Genomic DNA, 19,524 nt, shown 5'->3' on the forward strand with positions numbered 1-19,524 from the left:
CGCACCAGCGGCGCGTCAATTTCTCACGTCCTGCACTTAAGTCCATGGTTGTCCGGGTCGGGCCGGAACAAGTCCCCCGGTTGTGACTGTCGCATGGCCGCACGCGTGACGGCCGCCATCGGGCAGGGCAAGATCGGCCCATGAGCACGACCCACCTCTTCACCATCGGCTATGAGCAAAGCACCCCGTCCGCCTTCCAGGCGGCGCTGGACGAGGCCAAGGTGGATCTTGTGGTGGACGTGCGGGCGGTGGCGGCCTCGCGCCGGCCGGGCTTTTCCAAGACGGCGCTGGCGGCAGGCATCGCCGAGCACGGCATCGCCTATGTGCATCTGCGGACTCTGGGCACGCCCAAGGAGGGCCGGCTCGCGGCGCGCGGCGGCGACCACGACGCGCTCATGCGCATTTATGACGCCCACCTAGCCACCGCCCCGGCGCAGGCGGCGCTGGAGGAACTGACTTCCTTCGCCAAGGGCCGGCGCATCTGCCTGCTGTGCTACGAGCGGCATGTGGAAGGCTGCCACCGCCTGCGACTGGCGCAATGGATGTGCGAGCGCCTGGACATCGGCGCCACCCACCTCATACCGGCTCCGTTCTGACTGCTTTCTCCTCGTCCGCCGCCGCCCGCGCCTGGGCGAGGAGTTGCGGCGTGTCCACGTCGAGGAAGGCACCGGCGCCGGAGATAGCCACTTCCGCCACCACGTCCTGGTTGGCGGCGAGGATATGCCGCGCACCCACATCGCCCTCCAGGGCGCACAGATCGCCGAAATAACGCCGAGACCACAGCACCGGATGGCCCCGCTGCCCGTCCTCCACCGGCACGCAGATGAGCCGGCCCTCGTCGGGCGCATGGGCGGCGATGAGCCGGTCGATGACGTCCGCGCCAAGGAGCGGCATGTCGCCGAGCACCACCAGCGCCCCAGCCGCTTTCTCCGGCACGGCGGAAATGCCGGCGCCCAGGGAGGAGGCCATACCACTGGCATGATCGCGATTGTGCACGAAGCTCACATCGAGGCCGTCTAGCGCGGAAGCGATGCGGGCCGCCTCGTGTCCGGTGACGACGATGACCGGCCGCGCTGTGGAGGCGAGCGCCGCCTCGACCACCCGGCGGATCACCGGTACCCCGCCCACCTCCTCCATCAGCTTGTTGATGCCCTGCCCCATGCGCGCGCTGCGCCCGGCGGCGAGGATGACGGCAGCGAAGCCCTGCCCCGCATCGCCCTCCGCCCTGGGATGGGGCCGCACCGCGATGTCGGACAACAGCCCGCCGGCGCCGAGCCGGGCGATGTCGCGGGCGGTCACCTCGAGGCCGGCGAGGAGGCGCATCAGCACGAAATCGAAGCCGTTCTCCTTCGGGCTGCGGGCGCAGCCGGGCGCGCCTAGCACCGGCACGGCGCCGAGCCGGCCGAGCATCAGCAGGTTGCCGGGGTCCACCGGCATGCCGAGCCGCACCACCTCGCCCCCGGCGGCGACCACGGCGGCAGGGATCACATCGTTGCGGTCGGCGATGGCCGAGGCGCCGAAGACGATGACAAGCTCCGCCCCCTCCTGCGCCGCATGCGCGAGGGCCTGCGCCAGCGCCGTCGTGTCGTGGGGCACGGTGTCGGCGGAAACCATCTGCGCCCCCGTGGGTGCAAGGCGGGCACGGGTGACGGCGAGGGTCTTGGCCACCACCTTGTCGGCAAAGCCCGGCAGCAAGGTGGAGATGACCGCCACCCGCTTCACCCGGAACGGCGCCACCGACAGCAGCCCCTGCGACGCCCGCCGCGCCGCATCCACAAGGTCGGCCGGCACCGCATAGGGGATGATCTTCACCGTCCCTACCATGTCGCCCGCCGCCACCGGCGTGAAATCCCGCAGGGTGGCGAGGGTGATGGCCTCGTCCACGTCATTGAAGGCGTCGAGGGCCGCTTGTGAGACCCGCAGCACGCCAGCGGCCTCGGCGAACAGGTTGGCGCGGCCGGTGAAGGCGGCATCCGCCCGCACGTGGGGGCCGGCCACCGCTTCCGCCAGCAGCCGGGCGGCGGCGTCTTCCGCCATGTCGCCGGGCTCCATGCGCGCCGCCACCACCTCGCGGAAGCCGGCGGCCTTGAGCCGCGCGATCTCGGCCGGCCCGAGCCGCGTACCCTTCTTGAGGACGCCGTCGTCGAGCCGCACCGAATGGGCGGCAATGGCGCCCTCGGCCTCGGACAGGGGCAGGGAGCCGAACTTCACGCCGCAACTCCTTCCGCGTGGGCCGCGCCGGAGCGCAGGGCGCGGATCACCTCGGCCAGCACCGCCACCGCGATCTCGGCGGGGCTGGCGGCGCCGATGTCGATGCCGATGGGCGCATGGATGCGGCCGATGACCTCCGGCGACAATCCCACCGCCTGAAGCCGCTCCACCCGCCGGGCATGGGTGCGGCGCGAGCCGAGCGCGCCCACGTAAAAGCAGCCCGCCTTCAGCGCGGCGATAAGGGCCGGCTCGTCCACCTTCGGGTCATGGGTCAAGGCGACCAGGGCAGTGAAGGGGTCGAGGCCATAGGCCGGCAAGGCCTCGTCCGGCCATTCCGCGATCACCGGCACGTCGCCGAACCGTTCGGGCGTGGCGAAGGCGGTGCGCGGGTCGATGATGGTCAGGTCGAAGCCGGCGAGGCGCGCCATGGGCGCCAATGCCTGAGAGATATGCACCGCGCCGATCACCAGCATGCGCGGGGGCGGCACCTCCACAGCGATGAAGGCCCGCTTTGCCCCCTCCCCCACGAGGCGGCTGCGGCGGAGGGCGAGCGCTTCGCGGATGGCGCCGGCCAGCGGATCGGCGTCCACCTGATCGAGCCCGACCAGACGCTGGGCGCCGCTCTCCAGCTCCGTCACCATCACGCAGGCCCGCCGCGCGAGGCGCTCCGCATTGAGGGCCGCCAGAAGGTCGAGGCGCATGGGTGGGCATCCTCCCTAAGGGAGCGGCCGGCCGGGCCGGCTGCGTCATCTTCCCCAATGAATATAACGCCGGACGCGCCGCGTCACCGGCGACCTTCTCAATCCACACGCTCCACAAAAACCGCGATCTTGCCCCCGCAGGACAGTCCCACCTTCCAGGCGGTCTCATCGGCGACGCCGAATTCAAGCGTCCGCGGCACGCCGGAGGCGATCACATCCGCTGCCTCACCCACCACCGCGCCCTCCACGCAGCCGCCGGAGACGGAGCCGAGGAAATTGCCGTCGGCATCGATGACGAGCCGGCTACCCACCGGGCGGGGCGCCGAGCCCCAGGTTTCCAGCACCGTGGCGAGCGCCACACCACGGCCCTCGCGGCGCCAGCGCTCGGCGGCGGCCAGGACATCGCTTTCGGTCACGTCCATGGAATCGCTCCTTGGCATCGCCGCTCCCGGCGGGGCTCGTGAATTGGCAAGGCCGGACGCATCCCATATAGGTGCCCCAACGCCCATGCCAAACCTTCCGCAGCCGAACCTTCTGCCTCTGCCCGCCCGCGATCAAGGCACCCTGCGCTCGGGCGACGACCTCGTCGCCGCCGGCCTTGCAGACGCGCGCGACCGCGATGCGCTGGCCCGCGTGGCCGAACGCTATGCGGTGGCAGTGACGCCGACGCTCGTCGACGCCATCGACCGCACCGACCCCGCCGACCCCATCGCCCGCCAGTTCGTGCCCAATCCCGCCGAGCTGGATGTGCGGCCGGAGGAACTGGCCGACCCTATCGGCGATGAAGCCCACAGCCCGGTGCCGGGCATCGTCCACCGCTATCGCGACCGGGCGCTGCTGAAGATCGTGGGGGTGTGCGCCGTCTATTGCCGCTTCTGCTTCCGCCGCGAGATGGTGGGGCCGGGCGCGGCAGCCACCCTGTCACCGGAAGCGCTGGAGCGGGCATTCGCGTATCTTTCCGCCCATCCCGAGATCTGGGAGGTGATCCTCACCGGCGGCGACCCCTTCATGCTGTCGCCCCGCCGCATGGGCGAGGCGATGGCGCGCCTCGCCGCCATCACCCATGTGAAGATCGTTCGCTTCCACACCCGCGTGCCCATCGCCGCACCGGAGCGGGTGAGCGATGCGCTCATTGCCGCGCTCAAGGCGCCGGGCCTAACCTCCTATGTGGCGGTGCATGTGAACCACGCCCGCGAGCTGACGCCGGATGCCCGTTCGGCCCTCGCCCGCATGGCGGACGCTGGCATTCCGCTCCTGTCCCAGTCGGTGCTGCTGCGTGGGGTGAACGACGAGGCGGACACCCTCGCCGCCTTGTTCCGCAGCCTCGTGGAATGCCGGGTGAAGCCCTATTACCTGCACCATCCCGACCTTGCCCCCGGCACCGCCCATTTCCGCCTCGACATCGCGCGGGGACAGGAACTGATGCGCGCCCTGCGCGGTCGGCTCTCGGGCATCGCGCTGCCCACCTATGTGCTCGACATCCCCGGCGGTGCCGGCAAGGTGCCCCTGACCCCTGGCCACATTGCGCCCGCCGGCACGCGCCTCGCCGTCTCCGACAATTGCGGCGGCGTCCATCTCTATCCGCCGGAGCGGTGACACCAGCCCGCGCGGCATCCGTCGATGACCGAGGCCGTGGCATGAAGGGTGAAGACGCCCTCCGCCCGTGCTATCGCACACGGCGAACAAGGAGGACGCCATGGGGGACATGCGCCGGATTGCACAGCCGGGGCCGGCGCCGCGCGAGCGCATCGAAAGCGCCGTGGGCCGGCTACAGGTGCTCGATTTCACGCTGGAACCGGGCCTCACTCTCAATGCCGCCATCACCGGGCCGCTCATTGCTGCGGGCATGGGTGCGGCGCAGGTGGAAATCTCCGACGGCGGCTTCGGTCCCTTCACCTATGTGATGCCGGCCGCATCCTCCGACGCCACCCACGCCGCCTGGTACAGCGCGCCCTTCACCCCGGCGGGCGAGACGCGGCTGGAGCGCGGCAACGTCACCTTCGGGCGCAAGGAGGGCGCGCCCTTCATCCATTGCCACGCCTTCTGGATCGAGCCGGACGGCAGCCGCCACGGCGGCCACATCATGCCCCACGAGACAGTGGTGGCCGCCCCCATCCGCGCCCGCGCCTATGCCGCCGCCGAGGTGGAGACCACCGCCGATTTCGATGCCGAGACCAATTTCCCCCTCTTCACGCCTCACGCCCGCATCGCGCCGGCAGAAGGCGGCCCGCGCATCGCCTTCGCGCGCGTCCGGCCGAACGTGGAGATCGGCGCGGCGGTGGAGGAATTATGCCGCCGCCACGGCTTTGCCGGCGGGCATCTGCGCGGTGGGGTGGGCAGCCTCATTGGCGCCCGCTTCGCCGATGCCCCAACCGTGGACGACTACGCCACCGAGGTGTTCGTGACCTCTGGCACCGTGGCGCCCGACGCCTCCGGCGCGCTCGCCGCACAGATCGACCTCGCACTCGTCAGCCTCACCGGCGCCATGGCCGAAGGCCGGCTGGTGCCGGGCGCCAATCCGGTGCTCATTACCTTCGAGCTGGCGGTGGAGGAGATCCCCACCGCCTGAGCGTCCATCAGGAGGCGGTCGAAGACGCCTGCCGATGCTGCGGCACCGCGTCGGGCACGAGGTCGTCATCGTCCTCGGCGAGAACGGCGGGCTCGGTCTCCTCCGCCTCCAGCGCCCCACTGCGGCCGGCGATGATGCCGACGATGACCAGTTGCAGGAAGTGGTAGAGCATGATCGGGGTGATGATCAGCGACAGGTCCGGCGACCCGTTGAACATCACCTGCGCCATGGGCAGCCCGGTGGCGAGCGACTTCTTCGAGGCGCAAAACACCACCGCAATGGTGTCGGGCCGGGAGAAGCCGAAGACCCGGCAGGCGACCCCGACCAGCAGGTAGACCACGGAAAACAGCGCCAGCACGCCGGCCACGATCTCCAGCAGCAGCACCGGGCTGTGGCCTTTCCACACGCCGGCGGCGACGCTGTCGCAGAACGAATTGTAGACGATGGCCAGGATCACCGCCCGGTCGGCGATGCGCACCACCTGACGATGGCGCTCCACCAGCTTCAGCAGCAGCGGCCGCGCCGCCTGTCCCACCGCCAGCGGCAGGATCACCAGGATGATCAGCTTCAGGATCACCGGGCCGAGTGTCATCCCCCCGCCCACCGTGTGCAGGTACCAGGCCATGAGCACGGGCGTGGCGAACACGCCGATCAGGCTGGAGATGGAGGCATTGAAAATGGCCACCGGCACGTTGCCCCGCGCCAGCGAGGTCATGGCCACCGAGGAGGAGACCGTGGACGGCAGGGCGGCGAGGAAGAAGAATCCCGTCGCCACTGCCTCCGGCAGGCGGTCGCCCACCAGGGCCAGCAGCCCCATGACCACCGCGGGAAACAGCAGGAAGGTGCCCAGCTGCACGATCAGGTGCAGCTCCCAGCGGGTCGCGCTTTCAAGCAGCCGCTTCGGCGACAGCGAGATGCCATAAAGGAAGAAGATTAGCGCGACGCCCCAGCTCGCGGCCTTGTCGGCATGGAGCACGCCGCCCGTGACGCCGGGCTGCGGCCAGACCAGGGCCAGGGAGACGGTGAGGGCGAGGGCGACGACGAACGGATCGAGCTTCAGTCGTGACAACATGAGCAGAACGGTGAGGCGTGAGAGAGGCGTGAGACCTGCCCGCCCGCGACCATTCCCTGCCCCATCGCCCATCCGGTCGCCTGAGGCTCCCGTGCGTGCGCTTATGTGCCTGGCTCATCCCGCCTGAAGCGGTCTGCGCCGACGTTCGCCGATCTTCATGTCGACAATATACTGAGACTGCGGCCTGCGACCCGCCGGGTCAACCAACTGCCGTGGTAAATATGTGGTCAGGGGCGCGACACGACGTGCCAGGCCGCGCCCGCGTGGAATAGCTCGCGCCGGAGCCATTCGGTTTACGCAACAAAAAGGCCCGCGCAGAGCGCGGGCCTTCCTGTCACCGAGACTGGTGCGTTTCCGTCATGCGAACCGGTGTTCACTTCGCTCGAAAACGCTCCGACCGGTCAGAGCTGGGTGTAGGCGCCGTCCTTCCAGACGTAGACCACATAGTCGAGCTTGGTGATGTCGCCCTTCTTGTCGAAGGAGAGCGGGCCGAGCACCGTGTTGAAGGTCTTGCCGGAATGGATCTCGGCGGCCACCTTCTTGGGATCGAGGGACTTGGCCGCTTCGGCCGCCTGCTTCATCACCTGCACCGCGGCGTAGGAGTAGAGCACGTAACCTTCCGGATCGACGCCCTTGGCCTTGAAGGCGGCGACGATGTCCTTGGCCGCCGGATTGTTGCGCGGATCGGGGCCGAAGGTCATCAGCGTGCCCTCGGCGCCGGGACCGGCGATGGTCCAGTATTCCTTGTCGGTGATGCCGTCGCCAGAGAACAGCACGGTCTTCATGCCCTGGTCGCGCATCTGGCGCACCAGAAGGCCGGCCTCGGGATGCAGGCCGCCGTAGTAGAGCAGGTCGACGCCATTGGCCTTCAGCTTGGAGACGAGGGCCGAATAGTCCTTCTCGCCGGGATTGATGCCCTCATAGAGGACTTCCTTCACGCCGCCCTTGTTGATGGTCTTCTGCGTCTCGTCCGCCAGACCCTTGCCGTAGGGGGTCTTGTCGTGGACGATGGCGACCTTCTTGCCCTTGAAGTTCTTGACGATATAGGCGCCGGCCACCGCGCCCTGCTGGTCGTCCCGGCCGCAGGTGCGGAACGTGTTCCACATCTTGCGCTCGGTGAAGGTCGGGTTGGTGGAGGCGGGGCTGATCTGGAGGACGCCGGCTTCCTCGTAATCCTGCGAGGTCGGGATCGACACGCCGGAGTTGAAGTGGCCGACCACGAACTTGACGCCGTCGGAGATGAACTTGTTGGCCGCAGACTTGCCCTGCTCGGGCTTGCCGCCGTCGTCGCCAACCGAGAGCTGGATCTTCTGGCCGAGGATGCCGCCGGCGGCGTTGATGTCGGCCACGGCCTGCTCGGCGCCGGTCTTCAGCTGGGCGCCGAAGGCCGCATTCGCGCCGGTCATGGGACCGCCGACGCCCATCTTCACCTGCGCCTGGGCCTGCGCCCCAAGCAGAAGGCTGGCGCCCAGAGCGAGCGACGCCATCAAGAGCTTCTTCATCAGGTCTCTCCCTTTCGTCCGGGAGCGGAACACCGGTCCGCCTCCCAGTGAAACTCCGCGGCGCATTGTGCCGCAATTCCCCGGCCTGTCGATGCCGCGCGCGGCACCTCGCGCCGGTTTCAACCGAATGTCTTGGGACGCCAGGCGAGCTTACCCGCCGGCTCGTACATCCAGCCGTACTGCACCGTCATCTGGCGCTTACGGTGGGCGCGGAAGCCCAGCGTCGCGATGGACGTGAGCAGCACGAATTCCACCGCGAACGGCTCCAGCGAGAACAGCTCGTCCTCGAACAGGGCGAAGTGGCAGAAGCGCACCGCGCCGGCCAGCAGCAGGCAGTAGAACACGAGCTGCAGAAACGGCGCCCAGCCCTGCGCCACCGCCTTGCCGGTGCGCCATGCAGCGGCGCCGCCAAGAAACAGCGTGACCAGCAGGAAATCCCCCAGGGAGGCGCCGATCAGGTCTTGGGGCCAGAGGGCGATCAGCACCACCAGCACGGCGATCACCACCAGCGGACCGATGAGCAGGGGGGACGAGGCGCGCCCCGGATCCGCCTTCGACGCCATCAACGGCCTCCCTCCAGATAGGCGGCACGCACCTCGGGCCGGGCCAGCAGTTCCGCCCCGGTGCCCGACATGGTGACGCGCCCGTTGACCATCACATAGCCGCGGTGGGCCAACTTGAGGGCGTGGTAGGCGTTCTGCTCCACCAGGAACACGGTGAGGCCTTCGGTCTCGTTCAAGAGCTTGATGGCGTCGAAGATCTGCTTCACCACCAGCGGCGCGAGGCCCAGCGACGGCTCGTCCAGCAGCAGCAGGCGCGGGCGGCTCATGAGCGCGCGGGCGATGGAGAGCATCTGCTGCTCGCCGCCGGAGAGGGTGCCGCCGCGCTGGTCGATGCGCTCCTTCAGGCGCGGGAACATCTCGAACATGCGTTCAAGATCCTCCGCGAAATGGGCATTGCCGGTGACGGCGGCGCCCATCTGCAGGTTCTCGTAGACGCTCATGCGCGGGAAGATGCGCCGCCCCTCGGGGGACTGGGCGATGTTGAGCCGCATGATCTCATGGGTGGGCAGGCCGGTGATGTCGCGCCCGGCGAAGACGATGCGGCCGTCCCGCGCCCGCGGGCTGCCGCAGATGGTCATCATCAGCGTCGACTTGCCGGCCCCGTTGGCGCCGATGAGGGTGACGATCTCGCCCTCGTTCACCGCGATGTCCACGCCCTTCAGCGCGATGATCTTGCCGTAATAGGCGGTGACGCCGCTGACCGACAGCAGCGGCTGGCCTTTCGGCGCCGGCTGGGCGGCCACGGCGCCGGGGGCAAGGGTCTGGGCCGTCATACGCCCACCTGCGCTTCCACCACGGCCGCCTCTTCCTCCTCGACGCCGAGGTAGGAGGCGATGACCTTGGGATCGGTGCGTACCTCCTGCGGCGTGCCGTCGGCGATCTTGCAGCCATATTCCAGCACGACCACGTGGTCGGAAATCTCCATCACCACCGACATGTCGTGCTCGATGAGCAGGATCGAGGTGTCGTGGTCGCGCCGGATGGAGAGGAGCAGCTCGTTGAGCGCCGCCGATTCGCGCGGGTTCAGCCCCGCCGCCGGCTCGTCGAGGCAGAGCAGCACCGGGTTGGTGCACATGGCGCGGGCGATCTCCAGGCGCCGCTGGTCGCCATAGGGCAGGTCACCGGCCGGGTCGTCGGCACGCTCCATCAGGCCGATCTGGTGCAGCCAGTAGAGGGCCTTGTCCATGGCGCCCTTCTGCTGGCGCTTCCAGGACGGCAGGTTGAGGATGGCGGCGGGGTTGAGCAGGCCGGCGCTGGTGAGCGACATGTGCTGCGCCACCAGCAGGTTTTCCAGCACGGTCATGCCCGAGAACAGGCGAATGTTCTGGAAGGTGCGGGCCACCCGCGCCCAGGACGCCACCTTGTGGTCGGGCAGCCGCTCCAGCAGATAGAGCGCGCCCGCCCCGGTGCGGCCCCAGGACAGGCCGGAGGCGGTGACGGCATCGAGCTCACCGGGCGTCGCCGCGCCGCCGTGGAACAGGGCGAGGCGGCCGGCGGACGGCTTGTAGAAGCCGGTGATGCAATTGAACACGGTGGTCTTGCCGGCGCCGTTGGGCCCGATCACCGCCGTCACCTCGCCGCGGGCGGCGACGAATGACACGTCATTCACGGCGATCAGGCCGCCAAAGCGCATGGACAGGTGGTCCACCGCCAGGATCGGCGCCCGTGCGCCGGCCACGGGATCAAGGTTCGCCATCAGCCGTGGCCCTCCTTGACGAGGGCCGAGGAGACCGCCTTGCGCTCCTTCAGGAAGATGGTGGGCAGGCGCGAGGAGACGAGTCCGCGCGGGCGCCACACCATCACTGCCACCATGGCGAAGCCGAAGATGAGCATGCGGTAGAGCGAGGGGTCGAAATCCGGCCCGAACAGGAAGTCGGCCTTCAGGAAGGAGAGGTTGCGCAGCATCTCCATGCCGCCGATGAGCAGGATGGCCGCCCCGGCCACGCCCATCTGCGATCCCATGCCGCCCAGCACCACGATGGCAAGGATCACCGCCGATTCCATGAAGGTGAAGCTCTCGGGCGAGACGAAGCGCACCCGCACCGCGAAGAAGGCACCGGCGAAACCGCCGAACATGGCGCCGGTGGCAAACGCGGTGAGCTTGGTGAGGGTGGTGTTGATGCCCAGCGAGCGGCAGGCGATCTCGTCCTCGCGCAGGGCTTCCCAGGCCCGGCCCACCGGCATCTGGCGCAGCCGAATGGTGACCAGCGCGGTCAGCGCGGCCAGCCCCAGGATCACGAAATACAGGAAGATGATCCGGTGCATGGAATCGAAGTCGAGCCCATACTTCGCCGCGAAGCCTTCGTCGGTGGCGTTGAACGGCACGCCGAAGAAGGAGATGGGCGGGATGGAGGAGATGCCCGCCCCGCCGTTGGTGAGCGACACCCAGTTGATGAGCACGAGGCGGATGATCTCGCCGAACGCCAGCGTGACGATGGCGAGATAGTCGCCCCGCAACCGCAGCACCGGGAAGCCCAGGATGACGCCCCAGAACGCGGCCAGCAGCCCGGACACGGGCAGGCACAGCCAGAACGACCAGGCGGTCCAGAACCCCTCCCCGAGATGGCCGGCGAAGAAGTCGTTCACCGGCACGCTGGTGGAGAGCAGGGCGAAGGTGTAGGCGCCCACGGCGTAGAAGGCCACATAGCCGAGATCGAGCAGCCCGGCGAGGCCCACCACGATGTTGAGGCCCCAGCCCAGCATCACATAGGTGAGCACATAGATGCCGAGGTCCACCCAGTAGCGGCTGGGGCTCAGGCCCCCCGACAGCAGGATGGCGAGGAAGGGATAGGCGATGGCGAAGCTGAAGAAGGCCGGCCTCAGGGCCGGCGCCGCCTTCTGCGCCAACGTGGCGAAGGCGGAAGGCCCCGCGCTCACCTTCACCTTGCGCCCGCGCCGCCAGACCGTGAGGTTCAACACCAGCCGCAGCACTGCGACGATGCCGGCAAACACAGCCACCAGCCCGAAGCGATAGGTGAGGCCGAGCGGCCCGCTGCCCGACTCGGTGGCGCGGAAGCCCACCAGCGGCAGCAGCAGCAGGCCCGTGAGCAGGCCACTCACGATCGCATCCGTAAATGCGCTGCCGACGACGGACGCCGGCCCCGGGTGCGGGGCGGCCGGCGGAGGGGATGGAGCGCCTGGCAGGCCGGGGGCCGGAAGATCGCCCCTGGGCAGGGCTTCCGGCTTCAGGTCGGCGACGGGCGGATGCGCCATCAGACCTTCTCCACTTCCGGCCGGCCCAGCAGGCCCTGCGGCAGGAAGATGAGCGTGACCACAAGAATGGAGAATGCCGCCACATCCTTGTATTCAATGGAGAAATAGGCGGACCACAGGGTCTCGATGAGGCCGATCAGCAGCCCGCCCAGCACCGCCCCCGGCAGCGAGCCGATGCCCCCGAGCACGGCGGCGGTGAAGGCCTTCACCCCCGGCACGAAGCCGTCGGCGAAATTCACCACGCCGTAATACATGAGGTACATGACGCCGGCGACGGCGGCGAGCGCGGCACCGATGACGAAGGTGAGCGAGATGGTGCGGTCCACGTTCACGCCCAGCAGTGCCGCCATTTTGCGGTCCTGCTCGCAGGCGCGCTGGGCGCGGCCCAGCGAGGTCTTCTGCACCAGCCACCAGAAGCCGGCGAGCAGCGTCGCGGTGACCAGCATGATGATGATCTGCTTGTAGGCGAGGGTGACCTGGTAGCCATTGCGCTCCATCACCACGATCACGTCCGGCACCATGGGCGGCAGCGGCTTGTTGCGCGGGCCCTGGGCCACCTGCACGAAGTTGGAGAGCAGGATGGACATGCCGATGGCGGAGATCATGGGCGCGAGGCGGAAGGAGCCGCGCAGGGGCCGGTACGCCACCCGCTCGATGGCCCAGCTCACCAGCCCGGTGAACACCATGGCCACCACGAGGGTAATGGCGAGGATGAGGAAGATGGAGCTCATCCCCAGCACGGTGGTGAGCAGCAGGACGCAGATGAGGCCGATGAAGGCACTCACCATGAAGACATCGCCGTGGGCGAAGTTCACCATTCCGATGATGCCGAACACCATCGTGTAGCCGATGGCGATCAATCCGTAGATCGACCCGAGGGTCAATCCGTTGATGAGCTGCTGGAGGAACACTTCCATCCGCCGCTGAACCCCTCTGTTGGTGGAGCGCTTATTTTATCATCGTGCCCGACGATTGTGCGCTGCCTCCTTTTCCGACTCATAACCCGCCCTGCCCTTCGAGACAATTGCGCCGGGCCGGGCACGCGCCCGCAGCGGAAGGCGGACCGCGGAGCGGGGCCGGCTTGACAGGGCTTCCGGTCCTGCCGCCTCCTCCCCCAAACGATCGGTCCATCGCACCGGAAGAGAGGCCATGCCCCAGACCATCACCAGAGGCTTCAAGCTGCTCCTTGAAGAAGCCAACGCCCGAGTCGAAACGCTGACGCCGCAGGACGCCCAGCGCCGGATCGCCGAGGGCGCGCTGCTGGTGGACGTGCGGGACCCGCGCGAGCTGGAGCGGGAGGGCCGCATCCCCGGCGCCTTCCACTGTCCGCGCGGCATGCTGGAATTCTGGATCGACCCCGAGAGCCCCTATTTCAAGCCGCCGTTCGGGGAGGACCGACCCTTCATTTTCCTGTGCGCGGGAGGCTGGCGCTCGGCCCTGTCGGCGGCCACGGCGCAGGACATGGGGCTGGATCCGGTGGCCCATGTGGGCGGCGGCTTCAAGGCCTGGAAGGACGCGGGCGGACCGGTGGAGGCCTAAGCGCCCTACCCCACCGTACCGTAGACCTGGTCCGCGCGGGCCTCGAAGGCGTCGGCGAAGCGGCGGAAGGCGGCATCGAACATGGCGCCCATGAGCATGGCCAGCGTGCGCGAGCGGAATTCGTAGGAGATGAAGAATTTCACCTCGCTCGCGTCGTCACCGCGCCCGACAAAGTCCCAGCGGTTATCGAGCCGACTGAAGGGGCCGTCGAGATATTCCACATGGATGGTGAGGCGGGGCCGGTCCAGCGTCACCCGCGAGGTGAAGGTCTCGCGGATCAGCTTGTAGGCGACGGTCATGTCCGCCACCAGGATCTCCACGCCCTCGTCGGACTTCATGCGCCGCTTCACCCGCAGCGACTGGCACAGGGGCACGAACTCGGGATAGCGCTCCACGTCGGCCACGAGGTCGAACATGTCCCGCGCCCCGTGCCTCACCTGCCGGGCGTTGGAGAAGGATGGCACGATCAGGACCGGCCGAGACGCGCCACCCGGGCCGCGCGCAATTTCTCGAAATCATCGCCCGCATGGTGCGACGAGCGCGTCAGCGGGCTCGCCGAGACCATCAGGAAGCCCTTGGCATAGGCGACCGTCTCATAGGCCTTGAACTCGTCCGGCGTCACGAAGCGCTCCACCTTGTGGTGCTTGCGCGTGGGCTGGAGATACTGGCCGATGGTGATGAAATCCACCTCCGCCGAGCGCAGGTCGTCCATCAGCTGGAGCACTTCGGGCCGCTCCTCGCCGAGGCCCACCATGATGCCGGACTTGGTGAAGATGGAGCCGTCCAGCTCCTTCACCTTCTGCAGCAGGCGCAGGGAGTGGAAATAGCGCGCGCCTGGCCGCACCGAGAGATATTTGGCCGGCACCGTTTCCAGATTGTGGTTGAACACGTCGGGCCTGGCCGCCACCACCACCTCAAGCGCCCCGTCCTTGCGCAGGAAGTCCGGGGTGAGGATCTCGATGGTGGTGCCGGGGCTCGCCTTGCGGATGGCGGCAATGGTACGGGCGAAGTGCTCGGCGCCGCCGTCGGCGAGATCGTCCCGGTCCACGGAAGTGATGACCACATGGGAAAGGCCGAGCTTGGCCACGGCGTCGCCCACCTTCTGCGGTTCGCCCTGATCGAGCGCTTCGGGCATGCCGGTGCGCACGTTGCAGAAGGCGCAGGCCCGCGTGCAGGTGTCGCCCATGATCATGAAGGTGGCGTGCTTCTTCTCCCAGCACTCGCCGATATTGGGGCAGCCCGCCTCTTCGCACACGGTGTGCAGGCCGTTGGCCCGCACGATCTCCGCCGTCTGCGACCAGCCGGCCGAGCCCGGCGCCTTCACGCGGATCCAGTCGGGCTTGCGCAGCACCTCGGTTTCCGGACGGTTGGCCTTTTCCGGGTGGCGCGGGCGGGCGAGGGTGTCGATGACCGTGACCATGCGTTTCGTCTCTCAACCCCCGGCTGGACGATGCACGCCCTTCAGGGCAATGCCCGCGCCGGGCGAAGCCCGCCCCGGACAAGGCGCCGGACGGGCATGGAATTCAGTTCACCATAACGCGCGCCACCCTTGGCTGAAAGCCACGCGGCGCGCGCTGCGGCAATGCGTTTTCAGGCCGGCCGCTTGCCGGTGACCGCCCGCCAGATGACCAGCAGCAGGATCGCCCCGCAGGTGGAGACCACGATGCGGTCCACGACCCCGTCGCCGATATAGGTGAGGCCGAGGGCCCCCGCCACCCAGCCGCCCAGCATGCCGCCCACGAGCCCCACCACCAGATTGGTGAGCAGCCCGCCGGACGAGCTCATGATCTTCTCGGCGAGGAAGCCGGCGATGATGCCGACGATGATCGAGACAATCATGCCACCCTCCCTCAGCGCGAGCGGATCGCGCGCCAGATCCACAGCAGCAGGATGGCGCCGACGATGGCCGCGATCAGCGTGCGGAAGAAGCCGAACACCGGCACGTTGAGCACCGAGGCCAGCTTGTCGCCGATGAAGGCGCCGGCCACGCCGACGAGGAGGTTCGTCAAAAGGCCGTGGTTGCTGGCGGTGACGCGCTCGGCCACCCATCCGGCGATGATGCCGATGATGATGAGCGAGAAGAAGCCGACGCCGGGCTGGCTCAGAAACGCATAGGTCTCGTTGTTCATTGCGGCCCCCTTGCCACCTTCATCCGGCGAGGACCGCCGGCGGGTGGTGGCGGATCATGCCGCCGCCACGGCGCTTTGGCGAGAGGCGCGGGACAAAGTCCCACGCCCCGCCGCCTCGCTCACGAATGGATGGCGCGGCCGTAGGCGGACATGACGCTCTCGTGCATCATCTCCGACAGGGTCGGGTGCGGGAACACCGTGTGGATCAGGTCTTCCTCGGTGGTCTCAAGGTTCATGGCCACCACGAAGCCCTGGATCAGCTCGGTCACTTCCGCGCCCACCATGTGAGCGCCCAGCAGCTCGCCGGTCTTGGCGTCGAAGATGGTCTTCACCAGGCCGTCCGGCTCGCCGAGCGCGATGGCCTTGCCGTTGCCGATGAAGGAGAAGCGGCCCACCTTGATCTCGCGGCCGGCTTCCTTGGCCTTCTTCTCGGTGAGGCCCACGGAGGCGATCTGCGGCGTGCAATAGGTGCAGCCGGGGATCTTGTTCTTGTCCATGGGGTGGGTGTGCAGGCCCTTGATGGTCTCCACGCAGATCACGCCCTCGTGCTCCGCCTTGTGGGCCAGCATGGGCGGACCGGCAATGTCGCCGATGGCATAGACGCCGGGCACATTGGTGCGGCCATAGCCATCGATGACCACGCAGCCGCGCTCGATCTTCACCCCGATGGCCTCGAGGCCGAGGCCCTCCACGTTGCCCACCACGCCCACGGCGGAGATCATGCGCTCCACCGTGATGTCGTGCTTGGCGCCCTTCGAATCCTCCACATGCGCGGTGATGCTGTCCGCATGCTTGGTGACGCCGGTCACCTTGGCGCCGGACAGGATCTTCATGCCCAGCTTCTCGAAGCGCTTGCGGGCGACGGCGGCGATCTCCTCGTCCTCCACGGGGAGGATCTGGGGCAGCACCTCCACCACGGTCACCTCGGTGCCCATGGTGCGATAGAAGGAGGCGAACTCGATGCCGATGGCGCCCGAACCCATGACCAGCAGGCTCTTGGGCATCTTTTCCGGCACCATGGCGTCGAAATAGGTCCAGATCAGCTTCTTGTCGGGCTCAAGGCCCGGCAGCGCGCGCGGGCGGGCACCGGTGGCGACAATGATGTGCTTGGCGGTGTAGTCGCCGCCGCCCTTGGCGCCCTTGGGCGGGTTCTGGCTGGCTTCCACCTTGATCTTGCCGGGGGCGGTGAAGGTCGCCTTGCCCCAGATCACGTCCACCTTGTTCTTGTTGAGCAGGAAGGCCACGCCGCCGGCCAGCTGGGCCGAGACCCCGCGCGAGCGCTTCACCACGGCCGCCGCATCGAAGCCGATCTTCTCGGCGGAGAGGCCGTAGTCCTTGGCGTGCTCCATGTAGTGATAGATCTCGGCCGAGCGCAGCAGAGCCTTGGTGGGAATGCAGCCCCAGTTCAGGCAGATGCCGCCGAGATGGCTCTTCTCCACCACGGCCACCTTGAAGCCGAGCTGGGCGGCGCGGATGGCGGCCACGTAGCCGCCGGGCCCGCCGCCGATGACGATGATGTCGTAACTGTCAGCCATGGAAGGTCTCCTCGCCGTGCGCCTGTCCGGCGGGTTCTGGATGGGAAAGGGATGGGGTCGTGCCAAGGCGGCCGGCGGACCGGGCCTCGGCCAAAACGGAGAGCGCCTGCTCGAACAGGGTGAGGTCGCGGAACGGGTCGGCGGCAGGCGCCTGGGCCTGGATCACCGGCAGCCGGGAGGCGGCAAGCGCTTCCGCCAGCATGAGATTGTCGAAATGGCCGAAGTCCTCCACGTGCAGCCCATCGGCCAAGAGCGTGGGGACAGCCTCCGCGCCGCCGGCGACACCGATGGTGGAATGGGCGCGATGCTTCAGCTCACCCGGCAGGTTGGAATAGGCCGCCACCGGCTTGCCCAGAGCGAAGGCGAAGCCCACCTCGAACGCGGTGCCCGGATCGGCGCTGATGCCCCGGAACGGGGTGAGATTGGCGATAAGCGCATCGGCGGAGCGCATGAGGGCAAGGTTGGCGGCGAAGATGGAGCGGCTCGCGGCCCCCGCCGCCGCATCCAGCAGCGGGTCGCCGTCCAGCGGATAGAGACCGATGAAGCCGAAGCGGGTGCACAGCTCCACCTTGCGCCGGCCGATCTCGCGCGCGTCGTCGAGGAACACTTCGGGGCCGGCGAGGTAGAGCTTCATCAGGCTTGCCCGTCTCCATGATGGCATCGGCTCCGGTCTTCGGCCGGCGCCGGGCGGGTCCTTTTTCCACGGCTCCCGCTTCCGGAGCCGGACGTGCGGAGCGCCTCGCAACAAGGCGCTCCGTTTGGTGTCACACCGGTCCGGTCACTTGGACAGGATGGCGAAGAGTTCGTCCTTCAGGCGCACGCGCTCGCGGCGCAGGGCCTCGATCTCGGCGTCGCCGGTGGGCTCCACGTCGGTCTCGGCGCGATGAACCTGGCGGTTCACCTCGTGATAGGCCTCGCTGAGCTTGGCGAAATGGGCGTCGGACAGCTTCAGGGCCTGGATCTTCTCGGCATATTCCGGGAAGTCGGCGGCAAGCTCGTGGGGCGTGTGGCTCATGATCTCAACCTTCCTGGGTACAACGGCGGAAAACACCGTTGCCACGCAGCTACACCGTGCGGCTGCGGCAGGATTTGATCTGCCGCAGCACCGGGGCGAGCCTCACACCGGCGTGCTCACACCAGCATGCTCATGGGCTTCTCGATGAAGCCCTTGAACGCGCTGAGCAGCTCGGCACCGAGCGCGCCGTCCATCACCCGGTGGTCGCAGGTCATGGTGACGGTCATCTGCATCACCGCCTTGATCTCGCCATTGCGGACCACGGCGCGCTGCTCCGAAGAGCCCACCGCGAGGATGGAGGACTGCGGCGCGTTGATGATGGCGGTGAAGTTCCGGATGCCCATCATGCCGAGGTTCGACACCGAGGTGGAGCCGCCGGAATATTCATCCGGCTTCAGCTTCTTGGTGCGGGCACGGCCGGCAAGGTCGCGCATCTCGTTGGAGATGGTGGAGAGGGTCTTCTGCTCCGCCTTCTTCACGATGGGAGCGTAGAGACCGCCGTCAATGGCCACCGCCACGCCCACGTCCGAGTGCTTCATACGCAGGATGCGGTCTTCGGCCCACACCGCATTGGCGGCCGGCACCTTCTGGAGCGCCAGCGCCATGGCCTTGATGATGAAGTCGTTGACCGAGACACGGTAGGACGGCTTGCCGTCCTTGTCCTTGGACGCATTGGCGTTCACCTGCTCGCGCAGGGCCATGAGGTCGTCGAGGTCGCAGTCCACGGTGAGGAAGAAGGTGGGGGTCACCTGCTCGCTCTCCACCAGGCGGCGCGCAATGGTCTTGCGCATACCGTCGAGCTGCACTTCCTCGTAGCTGCCGGCCTCGAACATGGCCTTGACCTGCTCGGCGCCGGGCGCGCTGGCCACCGCGGCCTTGGGGGCGGGAGCAGCGGCAGGCGCGGGAGTGGCGGCAGCGGCGGGCGCTGCGGCCGGCTTGGCACCGGGCTTGGCGCCTTCCAGGTCGCGGGCGACGATGCGGCCGTGCGGGCCGGAGCCGGCGAGGGCGGCAAGGTCGATGCCCTTGTCCTTGGCGATCCGGCGGGCGAGCGGCGAGGCGAACACGCGTCCGCCCTGGCCGTTGGAGGCAGGAGCGGCGGCAGGCGCCGGAGCCGCGGCGGGCGCAGCAGCGGCGGGCGCAGCAGCCGCAGGCGCGGCAGCGGCCGCAGGAGCGGCAGCGGCCTTGGCACCGCCACCGGCGGCAGCGGCGGCCACGTCCTCGCCCTCACCGGCCAGCAAGGCGATGAGCTGGTTCACCGGCACGTCCTGGGAGCCTTCCGGCACCAGGATCTTGGCGAGGATGCCTTCGTCGATGGACTCGACTTCCATGGTCGCCTTGTCGGTCTCGATCTCGGCAAGAACGTCACCGGACTTGACGGTGTCGCCTTCCTTCTTGAGCCACTTGGCGAGGTTACCCTTCTCCATGGTGGGGGAGAGGGCCGGCATCAGGATCTCGATGGGCATGGGTCTCTCTCC

General features: G+C 68.3%; 22 protein-coding genes. 4 read left to right on the plus strand and 18 right to left on the minus strand.

Annotated elements, in window-relative coordinates:
- Positions 1 to 140: 140 nt before the first annotated feature.
- Complete coding sequence (locus V5F66_RS13470) at positions 141 to 596, plus strand: DUF488 domain-containing protein (RefSeq protein ID WP_394094026.1); 456 nt, start codon at positions 141 to 143, stop codon at positions 594 to 596.
- Here the strand turns inward: V5F66_RS13470 and V5F66_RS13475 are convergent.
- The 3 genes from V5F66_RS13475 to V5F66_RS13485 all read right to left on the minus strand — a co-directional run bounded on the left by V5F66_RS13475 (position 577) and on the right by V5F66_RS13485 (position 3,334).
- Positions 577 to 2,211 carry an NTP transferase domain-containing protein gene (locus V5F66_RS13475; protein WP_394094027.1) on the minus strand — a complete coding sequence of 545 codons (1,635 nt, stop codon included), beginning with the start codon at positions 2,209 to 2,211 and terminating at the stop codon, positions 577 to 579. The two genes, V5F66_RS13470 and V5F66_RS13475, sit on opposite strands and share 20 nt — an antisense overlap.
- Positions 2,208 to 2,912, minus strand: coding sequence for an XdhC family protein (locus V5F66_RS13480; RefSeq protein WP_394094028.1), 705 nt, complete (start codon positions 2,910 to 2,912; stop codon positions 2,208 to 2,210). Before V5F66_RS13480 ends, V5F66_RS13475 begins: the two co-directional genes overlap by 4 nt.
- A 98-nt stretch (positions 2,913 to 3,010) precedes the next feature.
- On the minus strand, positions 3,011 to 3,334 hold the full coding sequence (locus V5F66_RS13485) for an XdhC family protein (protein ID WP_394094029.1): 324 nt from the start codon (positions 3,332 to 3,334) through the stop codon (positions 3,011 to 3,013).
- Positions 3,335 to 3,419: 85 nt separating this feature from the next.
- On the opposite strand from V5F66_RS13485, the gene V5F66_RS13490 reads away from it, so the two are divergent.
- A complete protein-coding gene (locus V5F66_RS13490; RefSeq protein WP_394094030.1) occupies positions 3,420 to 4,508 on the plus strand; it encodes a lysine-2,3-aminomutase-like protein in 1,089 nt (362 codons plus the stop codon).
- Between the two features lie 109 nt (positions 4,509 to 4,617).
- Positions 4,618 to 5,481: a PCC domain-containing protein gene (locus V5F66_RS13495; protein ID WP_394094031.1), complete on the plus strand. Its 864-nt coding sequence runs from the start codon at positions 4,618 to 4,620 to the stop codon at positions 5,479 to 5,481.
- A 7-nt stretch (positions 5,482 to 5,488) separates the two neighbouring features.
- Here the strand turns inward: V5F66_RS13495 and V5F66_RS13500 are convergent, their stop codons facing one another.
- The 7 genes from V5F66_RS13500 to V5F66_RS13530 form a co-directional block, all read right to left on the minus strand.
- Positions 5,489 to 6,553 carry a bile acid:sodium symporter family protein gene (locus V5F66_RS13500; RefSeq protein ID WP_394094032.1) on the minus strand — a complete coding sequence of 355 codons (1,065 nt, stop codon included), beginning with the start codon at positions 6,551 to 6,553 and terminating at the stop codon, positions 5,489 to 5,491.
- Between the two features lie 401 nt (positions 6,554 to 6,954).
- On the minus strand, positions 6,955 to 8,055 hold the full coding sequence (locus V5F66_RS13505; RefSeq protein WP_394005950.1) for a branched-chain amino acid ABC transporter substrate-binding protein: 1,101 nt from the start codon (positions 8,053 to 8,055) through the stop codon (positions 6,955 to 6,957).
- A 119-nt stretch (positions 8,056 to 8,174) separates the two neighbouring features.
- Entirely contained in the window at positions 8,175 to 8,618 is a 444-nt protein-coding gene (locus tag V5F66_RS13510) for a DUF6867 family protein (protein ID WP_394094033.1), read from the minus strand.
- Positions 8,618 to 9,391, minus strand: coding sequence for an ABC transporter ATP-binding protein (locus V5F66_RS13515; protein ID WP_012115875.1), 774 nt, complete (start codon positions 9,389 to 9,391; stop codon positions 8,618 to 8,620). Before V5F66_RS13515 ends, V5F66_RS13510 begins: the two co-directional genes overlap by 1 nt.
- Positions 9,388 to 10,314 carry an ABC transporter ATP-binding protein gene (locus V5F66_RS13520; RefSeq protein ID WP_394050746.1) on the minus strand — a complete coding sequence of 309 codons (927 nt, stop codon included), beginning with the start codon at positions 10,312 to 10,314 and terminating at the stop codon, positions 9,388 to 9,390. Before V5F66_RS13520 ends, V5F66_RS13515 begins: the two co-directional genes overlap by 4 nt.
- A complete protein-coding gene (livM, locus tag V5F66_RS13525) occupies positions 10,314 to 11,831 on the minus strand; it encodes a high-affinity branched-chain amino acid ABC transporter permease LivM (RefSeq protein ID WP_394000181.1) in 1,518 nt (505 codons plus the stop codon). The genes V5F66_RS13520 and livM overlap by 1 nt, the downstream gene beginning before the upstream one ends.
- On the minus strand, positions 11,831 to 12,748 hold the full coding sequence (locus V5F66_RS13530) for an ABC transporter permease subunit (RefSeq protein ID WP_394050744.1): 918 nt from the start codon (positions 12,746 to 12,748) through the stop codon (positions 11,831 to 11,833). The genes livM and V5F66_RS13530 overlap by 1 nt, the downstream gene beginning before the upstream one ends.
- 232 nt (positions 12,749 to 12,980) lie before the next feature.
- Between V5F66_RS13530 and V5F66_RS13535 the strand changes: the two genes are divergently transcribed.
- Positions 12,981 to 13,370, plus strand: a complete 390-nt coding sequence (locus V5F66_RS13535) for a rhodanese-like domain-containing protein (protein ID WP_394000184.1) — start codon at positions 12,981 to 12,983, stop codon at positions 13,368 to 13,370.
- Between the two features lie 5 nt (positions 13,371 to 13,375).
- On the opposite strand, the gene V5F66_RS13540 is transcribed toward V5F66_RS13535, so the two are convergent.
- From V5F66_RS13540 to V5F66_RS13575, 8 genes are all read right to left on the minus strand, one after another.
- Positions 13,376 to 13,834: a type II toxin-antitoxin system RatA family toxin gene (locus tag V5F66_RS13540; protein WP_012115870.1), complete on the minus strand. Its 459-nt coding sequence runs from the start codon at positions 13,832 to 13,834 to the stop codon at positions 13,376 to 13,378.
- A gap of 2 nt (positions 13,835 to 13,836) precedes the next feature.
- Positions 13,837 to 14,790: a lipoyl synthase gene (gene lipA / locus V5F66_RS13545; protein WP_012115869.1), complete on the minus strand. Its 954-nt coding sequence runs from the start codon at positions 14,788 to 14,790 to the stop codon at positions 13,837 to 13,839.
- 170 nt (positions 14,791 to 14,960) lie between these two features.
- A complete protein-coding gene (locus V5F66_RS13550) occupies positions 14,961 to 15,209 on the minus strand; it encodes a GlsB/YeaQ/YmgE family stress response membrane protein (RefSeq protein ID WP_012115868.1) in 249 nt (82 codons plus the stop codon).
- Between the two features lie 11 nt (positions 15,210 to 15,220).
- Positions 15,221 to 15,499 carry a GlsB/YeaQ/YmgE family stress response membrane protein gene (locus V5F66_RS13555; RefSeq protein WP_394094034.1) on the minus strand — a complete coding sequence of 93 codons (279 nt, stop codon included), beginning with the start codon at positions 15,497 to 15,499 and terminating at the stop codon, positions 15,221 to 15,223.
- A gap of 119 nt (positions 15,500 to 15,618) precedes the next feature.
- Positions 15,619 to 17,034, minus strand: coding sequence for a dihydrolipoyl dehydrogenase (gene lpdA, locus V5F66_RS13560; RefSeq protein ID WP_394005954.1), 1,416 nt, complete (start codon positions 17,032 to 17,034; stop codon positions 15,619 to 15,621).
- Positions 17,027 to 17,668 carry a nucleoside 2-deoxyribosyltransferase gene (locus tag V5F66_RS13565; RefSeq protein WP_394094035.1) on the minus strand — a complete coding sequence of 214 codons (642 nt, stop codon included), beginning with the start codon at positions 17,666 to 17,668 and terminating at the stop codon, positions 17,027 to 17,029. Before V5F66_RS13565 ends, lpdA begins: the two co-directional genes overlap by 8 nt.
- A gap of 144 nt (positions 17,669 to 17,812) precedes the next feature.
- On the minus strand, positions 17,813 to 18,049 hold the full coding sequence (locus V5F66_RS13570) for a YdcH family protein (RefSeq protein WP_012115864.1): 237 nt from the start codon (positions 18,047 to 18,049) through the stop codon (positions 17,813 to 17,815).
- 116 nt (positions 18,050 to 18,165) lie between these two features.
- Positions 18,166 to 19,512, minus strand: a complete 1,347-nt coding sequence (locus V5F66_RS13575) for a pyruvate dehydrogenase complex dihydrolipoamide acetyltransferase (protein WP_394094036.1) — start codon at positions 19,510 to 19,512, stop codon at positions 18,166 to 18,168.
- Positions 19,513 to 19,524: the final 12 nt, after the last annotated feature.

Origin of the sequence: Xanthobacter versatilis (genome assembly GCF_043193975.1) — a bacterium.
Taxonomy (GTDB): Bacteria; Pseudomonadota; Alphaproteobacteria; order Rhizobiales; family Xanthobacteraceae; genus Xanthobacter; species Xanthobacter autotrophicus_E.